Here is a 13865-nt window from a genome sequence, read left to right as displayed (position 1 = left end):
CGGAGCGGACCATGCAGACACGTCGGATTGCCGGGGCCCTGGCCCTCACGTTGTTGATCGCTGCGCCCGCTTCGGCGGTCGAAGTCCAGGGCATGCGCGATTTCGTCGCACTGCAGGGGCGTTATGCGCCTGGCGGGAACTGCGATCGCCTGCCGCGCTTTGAAGTGAACGCGGCAGGCATCCGCTTCGAGGTGAGCGCGGGCCAGTTCGAACAGGCCAGCAGCCTGGAGTACGCGGCCAGCTATGGTGGTTACGACTACGAGGGGCCGACGCAATGGTTCTTTCCGTTCGGCCGCGACGGCAATTACCCGGTGCTGATGGCGTTCAACGCCGACGAAGTCACTGACAAGGTCAGCATCGAACCGCATGACGAAGGCGCGGCGGCTGGCCCGGAGCAGTCTGCGCACCTCAGGACCCTGGTATCCGCATCACCGTATTCGCGTTGTCGCTCGTGAACCCCGCATCAGCGATTCGCCTGCCAGTCGGCGTGATACAGGCTCCACTGGTCATCGCGTAATCGCCAACCAAGTGTCACTGCATAGGATTGCGCCTGGTCGGGCAGCCATCGTCCCTGCGCGCTACCCGTCAGGACGGCATCGAATCGCACGGTCGCAGAATCCTCCCGCAGCTGGATCTGATACGGCGACGTGGTCACGCCCACGCGCCGATTGGCCAGCACCTGCATGCGCAGCAGGTTGTGCAGCGCAGCACGATCCATGCCGCGCGGCCCGCTGAAATCCTCGCTGACCTGGGCCATGGCGTCCTGCACCTCGCCCTGCTCCACTGCCTGCTGCAACTGCGCGAGTTGCGTCCGCAGCGCCTGCTCGGGTGGTTCGCTGCTGCATGCCGCCAGCGCCAACAGCAGGACCGGCGCGATGGCAAAGCGCCGGATGACTGTGAGTCGCGACATTACGCTTTGGTAGCCCTTCGCCTTTTCCATCCGGAACGGTATGCTCCGGGCTGTCACCAGCAGTAAACGCATTGGCGTTGCTGTCATAAATAAGCCCGAACAGTTAAACCCTTGGGGAGGGAGTCAAACGATGATCCAGGAGCGTCCGTGGTTCAAGAGCTATCCGCAAGGGGTTCCCCGCGAGATTGATTTGGAGGAGTACCGCTCGGTCGTGTCGGTACTGGAATCAGCGATCAGTCTCTACCGGGATCGGGTTGCGTTCTCGAACTTCGGCAAGTCCCTGACCTACGGTGACGTCGATACGTTGAGCCAGCAGTTCGCTTCCTATCTGCTCAACGAACTCAAGCTCAAGAAGGGCGACCGCGTCGCCATCATGATGCCGAACTGCCTGCAGTACCCCATCGCCATCTTCGGCGTGCTGCGTGCCGGCCTGACTGTCGTCAACGTCAATCCGCTGTACACGCCGCGCGAGCTCAAGCACCAGTTGCAGGACTCCGGCGCCAGCGTGCTGCTGGTGGTCGACAACTTCGGCAAGACGGTGCAGGAGGCCATCAGCGGCGGTTCGACGCTCAAGCAGGTGGTGACCACCGCGCTGGGTGATCTGATCGGTTTCCCGAAGGGCGCGATCGTCAACTTCGTGCTCAAGTACGTGAAAAAGATGGTGCCCGAGTACGACATCCCGGGTGCCGTGCGCTTCAAGGACACCCTGACCCTGGGCCGCCGGCAAGCATTGCCCGAAGTGGATATCGCCCCGGACGACATCGCCTTCCTGCAGTACACCGGCGGTACCACCGGTGTGTCGAAGGGCGCGATGCTGACCCATCGCAACATGGTCGCCAACATGCAGCAGGCGTCGGTGTGGATTGGCCGCGACGTCAAACCCGAAGGCGAGTTGATCGTCACCGCGCTGCCGCTGTACCACATCTTTGCGTTGACCGCGAACTGCCTGGTCTTCATGAAGTTCGGCGCGTCCAATCACCTGATCACCAACCCGCGCGACATGGCGAACTTCGTCAAGGAAATCCGCGACGTCAAGTTCACCGCGATCACCGGCGTCAACACCCTGTTCAACGGCTTGTTGAATACGCCGGGTTTCGAAAACGTGGACTTCTCGCGCCTGCACCTGACCCTGGGTGGCGGCATGGCCGTCCAGCGCGCCGTGGCCGAACGCTGGAAAAAGGTCACCGGCGTCACCCTGGTGGAGGCCTATGGCCTGACTGAAACCGCGCCCGCCGCCTGCATCAATCCGATGGACCTGAAGGACTACAACGGCGCCATCGGCCTGCCGATTCCTTCCACCGATGCCTGCCTGAAGGACGACGACGGCAATCCGGTGGCGCTGGGCGAAGTCGGCGAGCTGTGCATCAAGGGGCCGCAGGTGATGAAGGGTTACTGGCAGCGCCCGGAAGAAACCGCCAAGGTCATCGACAGCGACGGCTGGCTGCACACCGGCGACATGGCCAAGATGGACGAGAACGGCTTTTTCTACATCGTCGATCGCAAGAAGGACATGATCCTGGTGTCCGGCTTCAACGTGTACCCGAACGAGGTCGAGGACGTGATCGCCGGCCTGGAAGGCGTGCTGGAAGTGGCTGCCATCGGCGTGCCGGATGAGCGCTCCGGCGAGGCGGTCAAGGTCTTCGTGGTCAAGAAGGACCCGTCGCTGACCGAGGAACGCATCAAGGCGTTCTGCCGCGACAACCTGACCGGCTACAAGCAGCCCCGCTACATCGAATTCCGCTCGGAACTGCCCAAGACCAACGTCGGAAAGATCCTCCGCAAGGAGCTGCGCGAGCCTCCCAGGCCCGCCAACGTCCGCTGAAACAGAAAGCCGGCGCAAGCCGGCTTTTTTACTGCCCCGGAAAACTTGAGGGGCAATTTTGAGATGCTCATCACATTTATGAATATTGGCAGGGCAGAATACCAGTCCCATGCCATAGGTACCGCGTCAAAGACCTTTTAACTATTCGTTCAGGTGTAGCATCCCGCGTGCCAACCCCGGCAATACATCCCCCGCAACGCATCACCACTTGGCCCACCGCCACTGAGGAGTCTTCATGAACAACGTCGAAAAGCTACAGCGCACCCGTCAGTACTCCACCATTCGGGTGGAATCCGCGCCGGATGGCAACAGCCATTGGATGTACATGCACAACGACGCTGCCCGAGGCTCCCGCCCCTGTTTCCGCAGCGAACTGCTGGATGAAATGTGGAGCTTCACTTCGTCCATCACCTTGCGTGAAAGCGAACGTCAATCCGGCCGCTTGCGCCATTTCGTGCTGGCGTCGGCCGGCTCGGCCTTCAACCTGGGCGGTGACCTGGATCTGTTCGCCAAGCTGATCCGCGCCAATGATCGCGAACACCTGCTTGCCTATGCGCGCCGCTGCATCGACGGCGTCTATACGCTGCACACCGGTCTGGGTGGCGACGTGCGCACCATCGCGCTGCTGCAAGGCGACGCGCTCGGCGGCGGCCTGGAAATGGCGCTGGCCTGCCACACCATCGTGGCCGAGGAAGGCGTGGAAATGGGCCTGCCGGAAGTGCTGTTCGGGCTGTTCCCGGGCATGGGCGCCTACTCGTTCCTGTGCAAGCGCGTTGCGCCTCACCTGGCCGAGCGCCTGATCCTGGAAGGCAACATGTACAGCAGCGATGAGTTCTACAAGATGGGCATCGTCGACATCCTGGTGCCGAAGGGCCAGGGCGAAGCGGCCGTGCAGGACTTGATCCGCCAGCAGCAGCGTGCGCCCTACTCTCACCTGGCCATGAACAGCGTGCGCGGCCTGGCCCAGCGGGTCAGCTACGATGAGCTGATGAACATCACCGAGGTGTGGGTGGATACCGCGCTGGCGCTGGGCGACAAGTCGCTGCGGATGATGGAGCGCATCGTGCGCGCACAGGAAAAGCGCGCCAGTTCGCACGCGGCCTGAAAAGCGGCACGCAGTGAAGGCAACACCGTAGTCAGCAAGACACGAGCCATCACAGGGGGCGGGGATTACGCAACGTGATCCCACGAATGGCGGGCCGGCTCAGACCGCCCGCCTACGCCTCTGGCGCCGATGACCGGCGCAAGCACATTCAACTACGTTCGTGCGAACCGGCACCCGGCGCATTGCGTCCGCGCTCGCGTGCTTCCAGCGCGGCACGGCCTTGCGCCAGATACGAGTTGACCGCGGCCAGGCGTTGCCGCCATTCGCGGGCGACCTGCCAGTCGGCCAGGCGCATCAGTTCACTCGCGGCCGCGGCCAGCTTGACCAGGCCCAGGTTGCTGGCCACGCCCTTCAGCGCGTGCGCGTGATCGCGCAGGTGTTCGCCCTGGCCGTGTTCCATCGCATGCGCCATGGCGCCGATGCAGCCGTCAGCGTCGTTGAGACATTGGGCGATGAATTCGCGCTCGAAGGCTTCGCCCATCCCCAGCGCGCTGAGTTCATCCAGCACGGTCATGTCGAGGATTTCATCGCCCGCGCGCATCGTGGTGGCCGGCGCACTGGTCGGCGGAGTGATCGCGCTGTTGGTGGCGATGTCGGCCAGCGTATCCAGCAAGCGCGTGGCGACCACCGGCTTGGCCAGGAATGCACGCGCGCCGGCACGTTCGCAGTTGCGGATGGCGTCGGGGGTCACGTCTGCGCTCAGGATCAGCACCGGGGTGCGCTGACTGCTGCCGGCTTCCATTACCCGCAGTTGCTTGAGCAGATCCAGGCCACTGACGTCGGGCATGTGCAGGTCGCAGATCACCGCGTCGTAATCGAACGACTCCAATGCATTGAGCACTTCTTCGCCGCCATTGACGCAGGTGACCCGATGGCCGGCCTTCTGCAACAGGCGCTGCACCACCATGCGGTTGGCTTCATGATCATCGGCCACCAGGATCTGCATGCTGCGCACGCGGGCGCGATGGCGCAGGAACGGATCCGAGAACGCGATGATGTTCTCGGCGCCGGGCTTGGCGCTGTCTTCCAGCCAATGCGCCGGCGCCTGGATGGCCGGGGTGATCTTGCGCGGCTGCACGTCCTCGAACGGCAGTTCCACCCAGAACGAGCTGCCCTTCTGCTCGCTGCTCTCGAAGCCGATGGTGCCGCCCATGGCCTCGGTCAGGCCCTTGGCGATGGTGGTGCCCAGGCCGGTGCCGCCGTAGCGGCGCGCCAAGCTGACATCGGCCTGCTCGAACGCTTCGAACAGGCGATCCCGCACCGAGGCCGGAATGCCGATGCCGGTGTCGGTCACGGTGAAGCGCAGGCGCGTACGGTTGCCGGTCTGCAGGCCAATCGGCAAGTCGGCGCCAATCACGCTGACATGCAGGCGCACTTCGCCGTGGTCGGTGAACTTGACCGCGTTGCCGGCCAGGTTGAGCAGCACCTGGCGCAGATGGCCGGAGTCGCCGCGCAGCAGGGTCGGCACGTCATCGTCGAACTGCACGACATAGTTCAGCTGCTTGCCGCGCGCTTGCGGCAGCAGGATCAGGCCGATGCTGTCCACCAGCTCGCGCGGGGCGAAATCGACCAGGTTGAGCTTGAGCTTGCCGGCCTCGATGGCCGAGATGTCCAGCACGTCTTCCACCAGCCCCAGCAGGCTGCGGGTGGAGGCCTGGATGGTCGAAAGGCATTCGCGCTGTTCGCTGTCCAAGCGGGTGGTGGCCAGCAGCTCGGACATGCCGGCCAGACCGTTGAGCGGGGTGCGGAATTCGTGGCTCATGTTGGCCAGGAAGCGGCTCTTGGCTTCGTTGGCGCGGCGGGCTTCCTCGGTGGCGCGGGTCAGATCGCGCAACAGGCCGGACAGATACATCGGCACCGCGATCAGGCCTACCCACAGGCCCAAACCCAGGCTGAGGTTCTGCCGCCAGTAGTCGTTGAGCACCAGCACCGTGCCGAAGCTGATGCCGGCCGACGCCACCGCGCCAATCAGGTATTTGTTGCCGTAGCGAAGACCGTTGCCGACGGTGACCCACATCAGGATCACGTACAACCAGGCCAGCGGTTCGCCCTTGAGCACCATCGCCACGGTCATCAGGCCGTAGTCGGTGAGCATGCCGATGATGCGGCGCGTGTGCGACTTGCCGGGATTGATCAGGATGCCGATCAGCAGGGCCAGGCCAACGCCGGCGCCCACACCGCTCATGATCGCCGACCAGATGTAGACGTCCGGGGTCAGGCTGCCGTACAGCGCGGCGCCAACCATGTAGAGAATGACGCCGGTGAAGATGATCACGCGGATCGACGTCTGGCCGTGCTCGCTGTCCGGCCGGTTGGCCAGGCGACTTTGAATCCACGAAGCCAGATTGCGTTCCATGAGGCTTACTCCATCCCTGGACGGTTCTGCACCGTCGAGTAGCGCTGGCAAATGTCATCCAGACGTTCGCGACCACGAATCAGCGCATCCACGCAGGCCGGATCGAACAGCCGGCCGCGTTGCGCATACAGATAAGCCAGCGCCGCATCCTTGTCCCAGGCCTTCTTGTAGGGACGCGGGGAAATCAGCGCGTCAAACACATCCGCAACCGCCACTATCCTGGCTTCCAACGGGATCTCGTCGCCGACCAGGCCATCGGGGTAGCCGCTACCGTCATAACGCTCGTGATGACGCAGGGCAATGATGGCGCCGGTCTGGATGAAACGGTTCTGGCTGCCGGACAGCAATTGGTGGCCAATCTTGGGATGCCGGCGCATGACCGCCAGTTCGTCCTCGGTCAGCGGACCGGGTTTCATCAGCACGGAATCGGGAATGGCGATCTTGCCCATGTCATGAAGTGGCGCGGCGAGTTCGATGGCGCGCACTTCGTCTTCGGGCAGGCCCAACTGCTCGGCAATCAACGCCGCCACATGGGCCATGCGTTCCAGGTAGGCGCTGGTGCCGCTGTCGCGGTACTCGATGGCGCGCGCCAGGCGCGACAGCGTCTCGCGTTCGCGCTCTTCCACTTCGTGCATGCTCGAGAGCAGGCGCTGCTCCAGCGACAGGGCGCGTTGCTTGACGTTCTCCGACTGCTGGCGCAGCTGCAGCAGATTGCGGCAACGCGCGCGCAGTTCGCGCGGACGCACCGGCTTGACCAGGAAGTCGATCACGCCCGCTTCCAGCGCGGCCTGGCGAATCGGCTCATCACCGACCACGGTGATCAGGATGATCGGGATATCCCGATGCATCGGCAGCCGGCGGAACCGGCGCGCCAGTTCCAGGCCATCCATGCCCGGCATGCGGTAATCCAGTAGCAGCAGGTCGGTGCGATGGGTCTCGCACCATTCCAGCGCGACCTGAGGATCACCGAAGTCGTGCACGTTGAGTTCCGAGGCAATATCCTCGATCACATGGCGCAGCATCGTGCGCGCCGAAGTCTGATCATCGACGATGACGATATTCAAAGCGCTTCCCGCCCCTTGAGGCCACATCAAATGGCTGTCGGGCAAGGATACTCCGCTGTTGTGTGCACTGGCATCTAGCATCGGGGCTTCCAGAATCGTGGTGATACCCGGCCGGTGTTGGCCGGATGTCATCGCCGCTGTCGAACCGCTTCCATGATCTTGCCCATGGTTATCGGCTTGTCCGCGGAAAATTTGACGCATGAAGCATGCCATGGAGGCCATGGCTGAACGTTTCATGTGAAAACTTTGACGGAGTTCACAATAAGTGCTTGGGCGGGCGGGTTTTCCGCTCGCGCCCGCCGACGCTTTTCCGGCGTCCGCCGAGCCCGCTGGCCCGTCTGCTTGGCAATCCGGCCATGCCGCTTTGGACCTTCCGCGTCACTCCCCTGCCCCGCAGGGGCGCACCTCAGCCGTGCTGCTCGGGACGCATGTAGGGGAACAGCAGCACATCGCGGATGGAATCCGAACCGGTCAGCAACATCACCAGCCGATCGATGCCCACGCCCAGGCCGCCGGTCGGCGGCAGGCCGACTTCGAGCGCGCGGATGTAATCGGCGTCGAAATGCATGGCTTCGTCGTCGCCGCCTTCCTTGGCCGCCACCTGGGCCTGGAAGCGCGCTGCCTGGTCTTCGGGATCGTTGAGCTCGGAGAAGCCATTGGCCAGCTCCTTGCCATTGATGAAGAGCTCGAAGCGATCGGTATATCCGGGGTTCCGATCATTGGCACGCGCCAGCGGCGAGACTTCCACCGGATGGTCGGTGATGAAGGTCGGCTGGATCAGGGTGTGCTCGACGGTCTTCTCGAAGATTTCCAGCAGCAGCTTGCCCCAGCCATACGACGGTTTGACGTGGATGCCCAGGCGCTGGCAATGGCGCACCAGCGCGTCGCGATCGGTGCAGTCGGCCAGGCTGATCTCCGGATTGTGGTGGCGCACGGCTTCGTCCATGCGCCAGCGGCGGAAGGCCGGCTCCAAATCGATGTCCTGGCCTTCCCAGGTGACCACGCCGGTGCCCAGCACTTCATGCGCCACATCGCGGATCACCGACTCGGTGAGATCCATGATCTCGTTGTACGTGGCGTAGGCCTCGTACAGCTCCAGCATGGTGAATTCCGGATTGTGGCGGGTGCTGACACCCTCGTTGCGGAAGTTGCGGTTGATTTCGTAGACCCGCTCCAGGCCGCCCACGGTCAGGCGCTTGAGATACAGTTCCGGCGCCACGCGCAGGTACAGATCCAGGCCCAGCGCATTGTGGTGGGTAGTGAACGGCTTGGCCGCGGCGCCGCCGGGGATGTAATGCATCATCGGCGTTTCCACTTCCAGGAAGCGCCGCGCGTCCAGCCATTCGCGGATGGCGCGGATGATCTTGGAGCGCTTGACGAACACTTCGCGCGCGTCCGGATTGACGATCAGATCCACGTAGCGCTGGCGGTAACGCTGCTCCACGTCCGACAGGCCGTGCCACTTGTCCGGCAAGGGCCGCAGTGCCTTGGTCAGCAGACGCAGGGTATCGGCCTTGATCGACAGCTCGCCGGTCTTGGTGCGGGTCAGCGCACCCTCTGCGGCGACGATGTCACCGATGTCCCAGCCCTTGAACGCGTCATAGGTTTCGCCCAGCGTGTTCGACTGCAGGAAAAGCTGGATGCGCCCGGACTCGTCCTGGATCTGCACGAAGCTGGCCTTGCCCATCACTCGCTTGGCCATCAAGCGACCGGCCACGCTGACCCGGCGTTCGCTGTCTTCCAGCGCCTCGGAGGTCCACAGCGCCTGGTCGGCAAATTCGGCCTGCAGATCACCGGCGTAGTCGACCCGGCGGAAGTCGTTGGGATAGGCGATGCCCTGCCCGCGCAGGGCGGTGAGTTTGGCGCGACGCTCGGCGATGAGGCTGTTCTCGTCGGCGGGGGTCTGCGGCAGGGTCGGTTCGGTCATGTTGGGCGGTCAGCTGGTGTGTAGAAAGGGGAAAATCGATTCTGTAGCAGGGGCTTTAGCCCCGAACAATCTCATCGACGCCTGCTGGTCGGGGCTGAAGCCCCTCCTACGGGGGCCTTGGCCCGTTCCTCGCGGTCAGGCGTCGATGCGTTTGGCGCCGGCATCCAGGCCGGACTTCAGGCTCGCTTCGAGGAACTCATCCAGATCGCCATCAAGCACCTTCTGCGTGTCGCTGCGCTCCACGCCGGTGCGCAGATCCTTGATGCGGCTCTGGTCCAGCACATAATTGCGAATCTGGCTGCCCCAGCCAATATCCGACTTTGTTGCTTCCAACGCATTCTTTTCCGCGTTGCGCTTCTGCACTTCCAGTTCGTACAGCTTGGCCTTGAGCATCTTCATCGCGCGATCGCGGTTGGCATGCTGGCTGCGTTCGGTCTGGCAGGCCACCACCGTGTTGGTGGGCACATGGGTGATGCGCACCGCCGACTCGGTCTTGTTGACGTGCTGGCCGCCGGCACCAGAGGAGCGATACACGTCCGTACGCAGGTCGGCCGGATTGATCTCGATGTCGATGTTGTCGTCCACTTCCGGCGACACGAACACCGAGGTGAAGCTGGTGTGGCGGCGGTTGTCCGAATCGAACGGCGACTTGCGCACCAGCCGGTGCACGCCAATCTCGGTCTTCAACCAGCCGTAGGCGTAGTCGCCTTCGACGCGGAAGGTGGCGGACTTAATGCCCGCCACTTCGCCGTCGCTGGCTTCCATCAGCTCGACCTTCCAGCCGCGCGACTCGGCCCAGCGCAGGTACATGCGCAGCAGGATTTCGGCCCAGTCCTGGGCTTCGGTGCCGCCAGCACCGGCCTGGATGTCGACGAAGGCGTTGGAGCTGTCCATCTCGCCGGAGAACATGCGCTGGAACTCCAGCTTGTCCACGTGCGCGCCATAGCGCTCGACGTCTTCGACCACGGCCTGCGCGGTCTCTTCGTCATTCTCGCTCTCGGCCAGTTCGAGCAGTTCGGCGGCGCCGATCAGGCCTTCGTCAATCTCGCGGATGCCGTTGACGGTCTTGTCCAGCAGCGAGCGCTCGCGGCCGAGCTGCTGGGCGTATTCGGGCTTGTTCCAGATGTCCGGGTTTTCCAGTTCCCGGCTTACTTCTTCCAGGCGCTCGCGCTTGGCATCGTAGTCAAAGATACCCCCGAAGCGAGACCAGCCGTTCCTGCAGATCGGCGATGCGCTGGCGGATGGGGTTCAGTTCAATCATGGCGGGGGCGATTTGGCGGAAAACGGCCGCAAATTCTAGCAGTATTAGCCGGCCTCAGCCCCGACCCGCCCGCGCAGGTCGGCGCGATAGCGGCGACTGCAGGGCAAGGCGGTGGCATCACGCAGATGCACCCGCGCGTCGCCGGTGTCCAGGGGTTCGATGGAGGCCACCAGGTCCAGGTTGACCATGTAGCTGCGGTGGATGCGGGCGAAGCGGCGCGGGTCCAGTTTGGCCTCGATGCCGGCGATGGTGGTGCGCAGCGGATAGTCGTGGCCGCGTACCCGCAGGTTGACGTAGTTGCCGGCCGCCTGCAGCCATTCGATGTCATTGGCCGAGACCAGGAACTCGCGCCCCAGCTTGCGCACCAGGAAACGCTCCGGCCGCTCCACCGGTTCCAGTGGCGGGCCTTCGTCCGGCTCGCTGAGCAGGCTGGCCTCGCCCTGCCAGCGGCGCAGCACGTAGCGGTACAACTCGATGGTCACCACCATGCCGGCGAACGTGCGCACATCCTTGAGGTACTCGTAGGACAACTCGCGCAGCGGCGGGCCGAATTCGTAGACGCTGCCCTGCCAGCGGTACGCCAGGATGCGCAGGCCGACCATGCCGGCCACATGCAGCAGGCAGAACACCAGGCTGGCCAGCGCGTAACGCGGCAGCTCGGCCCGCCAGGTGTCCCAGTGCAGCGGGTAGCGGCGGGTGAACCAGACCAGCAGCGGGACCAGCGCCAGCAGGATGATCGAACTGGATGATTCCCAGACCACCGGCTCCCAGTCGCTGAAGTCCAGGCCGACGCGGTGCACGTCCATCACCGCGGTGATGCTGTTGCCGACCGCATTGGTCAGCATGCTCATCACCCAGAAGCCGACCTCGACCACGCGGCGCCAGGGCTGGTAGCGGAGATAGGCGGCGTCAGCGGCTGAAGTCATCCGCGCATTCTAGGGTGTGGACGCGATTCGGCGTCCCCCATCCGTCCCGGTGGGCCCGCGATTCGTCCCCGCGCCAGCACCGGATGTCCCCTGCGGATGGCCGCGCCCACGAGGATGCGCGGCAATGGCGCCCTACCCTCACTGGATTCCGCCATGGAACGCCGCCACGATCTGGACGCCATCCGCGTCTGCGCTTTCTTCCTGCTGGTGCTGTACCACGTGGGCATGTACTACGTGAGCTGGGACTGGCACGTCAAAAGTCCGCATGCCGGCGAGACGCTGGAGCCGTTCATGCTGATGACCGGGCCGTGGCGGCTGTCGCTGCTGTTCCTGGTCTCCGGCGCGGCCAGCGCCTTCCTCTGGCAAAAGGGAAGCAAGGGATTTCTGGGCGCGCGTTCCTGGCGGCTGCTGGTGCCGCTCATCTTCGGCATGCTGGTGATCGTGCCGCCGCAGTCCTACTACGAGGTCCTGGACTCGCGGATGCCCGGCGGCTTCCATGACGGCTATCTGGCGTTCTGGGGCCGCTACCTGGCCGGCGACCCGAACTTCTGCGACGACGACGGCTGCCTGGACGTGCCGACCTGGAACCACCTGTGGTTCGTCGCCTATCTGTGGGTCTATACGGTGGCGCTGTGGGTGCTGGCGCGCTTCACCCCGCGCCTGGTCGACAGGCTGTCCACGGGCCTGGGCCGGGCCCTGCGCGGCGCCAGCGTGATCGTGCTGCCGTGGCTGTGGCTGGCCGGCATCCGCATCGCGTTGCTCGACCGCTTCCCGTCCACCCACGGCCTGTTCGACGATCTGTACAACCATCTGCAGTACTTCCCGCAGTTCCTGCTCGGCTTCTTGCTGGCGCGTTCAACGCCGTTCTGGGAGCAGCTGCAGCGCGTGCGCTGGTGGTCGCTGGGACTTGCCGTGGCAGGCTACGCGCTGCTCATCCTGTACTTCTATGGCAGCGGCTACGACGACGCCAACCCGGCGCCGGACTGGCTGCGCATGAGCCAGCGGGCGGTCTGGGCCTTGAACCAGTGGTGTGCGCTCACCGCGATCTTCGGCTTCTGCTATCGCTTCCGCCATGCCGACAGCGCCTGGCTGCGTTACCTGGTGCCGGCGGTGTTCCCGGTCTACATCCTGCACCAGAGCATCATCGTCACCGCCGCGTACAACCTGCGGCCGCTGCACATGCCCGCCCTGCCCGAAGGCCTGCTGCTGGTGGCGCTGACTTTTGGCCTGTGCTTTGCCGGCTATGAGGTGATCCGGCGCGTGCCGCTGCTGCGGCCGCTGTTTGGTTTGAAGTTCCGGCAGACGCCGCCCACCCGGCGATCAGCGTCGACGATGGCCATCTCCACCGAGCTGCCCAGCCGCGAAGGCTGAAGCGATGTCGCGGTGTGCCCCCACCGGATCGATTCCGGTGGGAGCTTCTCAACACCAGGGCCAGCGAGCGAAGCATCTGCATCAGCGCACTTCGAACTCGCCCACCAGCACCGTGTCCTTGGCCTGCTTAAATCGCAACACCACCGGCGTGACTTCCACTTGCCCGCTGCCGTAATGACGGAATAGCAGAACCTGCAGGCTGGTACCGCCGGTCAACAGGGCCTGGCGTTCGCCGTAGAAGTTCACTTCGACCTTGTACCTGCCCGGCTTGGGCTGGCGCAGCACAAACTCTTCCGGCCCGTAGCCACCGGTAAGGTCTTCCGACATGTGTCCGCCCTGGTAGGTATCGCGGAAACCGTAGTAGCACTTCTCGCCATTGGGATCGGTCACCCAGAGATCCATGTCGCTGTTGTCGGTGTCCCAGCTCAACACCACGCGCATGTCCACCGGCAGATTCCGCAGCAAGCGCGCATCGATACGGCGCGTGTCCAGCGGCTTCTTCGCGGCAGCGACGATTGCGTTGAGTTCGCCCAACGCGATTAAATCGATGCCACCAAAACGGCGGTCCCAGTCGCCCGTGACCACGGTGTACAGGGATTCGATTGCGGCTTGTTCCTGGCCCACGGCCGCCAACACCAGACCCAGATCACGGTGGCTTTGCGGCTCTTCCTCGGCCATGTCGCGGACCTGTTGCAGTATCGGCAGGGCCAGTGCGGGTTCACCGGCCTGGTTGAGGCGGAAGGCCAGCACCCGCAGTAGCGCGCGATCTTCGATGCCCAGTTCGGCCAGGTTGGACAACACGCGCAGGGCCAAGTCCCGCTCACCTTTCTCGAACAGGATGTCGGCCACGTCGAGATAGAACGCGGTGCTGTCGCGATGGGCTTCGCGCTCGTCCAGGTACAGCGCGTAGGCGCGCTTGCCGTCGGCGGCGCGCAGGCGCCTGGCGTAGGGCGAGTCGGGTTGCCAAGCTTGCAGGGAAACGCTGATGGCGGTCGCGGCGCCGCCATCCGAAGCGGCTGCCGCGGAGGAATCGATGGCGATCGCATCCAAGGTCGTGGTGCTGGAGGCGGCGTCAGCTGCGACGGCTGCTGGTGACGGTGGCGCGTACACGTCTGCGGGCCTG

At 64.2% G+C, this 13865-nt stretch carries 11 protein-coding genes; 4 read left to right on the top strand and 7 right to left on the bottom strand.

What is annotated here, in order from left to right:
• The first annotated feature begins 11 nt into the window (after positions 1-11).
• Entirely contained in the window at positions 12-455 is a 444-nt protein-coding gene (locus tag B5X78_RS17925; RefSeq protein ID WP_079726075.1) for a hypothetical protein, read from the top strand.
• An 8-nt stretch (positions 456-463) separates the two neighbouring features.
• On the opposite strand, the gene B5X78_RS17920 is transcribed toward B5X78_RS17925, so the two are convergent.
• A complete protein-coding gene (locus B5X78_RS17920) occupies positions 464-982 on the bottom strand; it encodes a nuclear transport factor 2 family protein (RefSeq protein WP_229731095.1) in 519 nt (172 codons plus the stop codon).
• A 58-nt stretch (positions 983-1040) separates the two neighbouring features.
• On the opposite strand from B5X78_RS17920, the gene B5X78_RS17915 reads away from it, so the two are divergent.
• Positions 1041-2732, top strand: a complete 1692-nt coding sequence (locus tag B5X78_RS17915; RefSeq protein WP_079726074.1) for a long-chain fatty acid--CoA ligase — start codon at positions 1041-1043, stop codon at positions 2730-2732.
• Positions 2733-2967: 235 nt separating this feature from the next.
• Positions 2968-3837, top strand: a complete 870-nt coding sequence (locus B5X78_RS17910; protein ID WP_079726073.1) for a crotonase/enoyl-CoA hydratase family protein — start codon at positions 2968-2970, stop codon at positions 3835-3837.
• 148 nt (positions 3838-3985) lie between these two features.
• Here B5X78_RS17910 and B5X78_RS17905 read toward each other — a convergent pair whose 3' ends face one another.
• The 5 genes from B5X78_RS17905 to B5X78_RS17885 form a co-directional block, all read right to left on the bottom strand.
• The gene (locus tag B5X78_RS17905; protein WP_079726072.1) at positions 3986-6193 is read right to left on the bottom strand and encodes an ATP-binding protein; all 2208 of its coding nucleotides are present in this window, start codon (positions 6191-6193) and stop codon (positions 3986-3988) included.
• Positions 6194-6198: 5 nt separating this feature from the next.
• Positions 6199-7338: an HD domain-containing phosphohydrolase gene (locus B5X78_RS17900; protein WP_079726266.1), complete on the bottom strand. Its 1140-nt coding sequence runs from the start codon at positions 7336-7338 to the stop codon at positions 6199-6201.
• Between the two features lie 325 nt (positions 7339-7663).
• Positions 7664-9184 carry a lysine--tRNA ligase gene (lysS, locus tag B5X78_RS17895; RefSeq protein WP_079726071.1) on the bottom strand — a complete coding sequence of 507 codons (1521 nt, stop codon included), beginning with the start codon at positions 9182-9184 and terminating at the stop codon, positions 7664-7666.
• A gap of 135 nt (positions 9185-9319) precedes the next feature.
• Positions 9320-10445 (bottom strand): peptide chain release factor 2 gene (gene prfB, locus B5X78_RS17890; protein ID WP_139381622.1). Its coding sequence is split into 2 segments (ribosomal slippage): positions 9320-10369 and positions 10371-10445, totalling 1125 coding nucleotides; the frame shifts between segments, so codons are not numbered across the junction.
• Positions 10446-10489: 44 nt separating this feature from the next.
• Positions 10490-11371, bottom strand: a complete 882-nt coding sequence (locus B5X78_RS17885; RefSeq protein WP_079726070.1) for a LytTR family DNA-binding domain-containing protein — start codon at positions 11369-11371, stop codon at positions 10490-10492.
• A 153-nt stretch (positions 11372-11524) separates the two neighbouring features.
• Between B5X78_RS17885 and B5X78_RS17880 the strand changes: the two genes are divergently transcribed.
• Positions 11525-12742 (top strand): acyltransferase family protein, encoded by a 1218-nt coding sequence (locus B5X78_RS17880; protein ID WP_229731091.1) that lies wholly within the window; start codon positions 11525-11527, stop codon positions 12740-12742.
• Between the two features lie 81 nt (positions 12743-12823).
• On the opposite strand, the gene B5X78_RS17875 is transcribed toward B5X78_RS17880, so the two are convergent.
• Positions 12824-13792, bottom strand: coding sequence for a DUF2135 domain-containing protein (locus tag B5X78_RS17875; RefSeq protein WP_176140901.1), 969 nt, complete (start codon positions 13790-13792; stop codon positions 12824-12826).
• Positions 13793-13865: the final 73 nt, after the last annotated feature.

The organism is Pseudoxanthomonas indica, assembly GCF_900167565.1.
Classification (GTDB): Bacteria; Pseudomonadota; Gammaproteobacteria; order Xanthomonadales; family Xanthomonadaceae; genus Pseudoxanthomonas_A; species Pseudoxanthomonas_A indica.
This window is presented reverse-complemented; position numbering and strand designations above follow the sequence as displayed.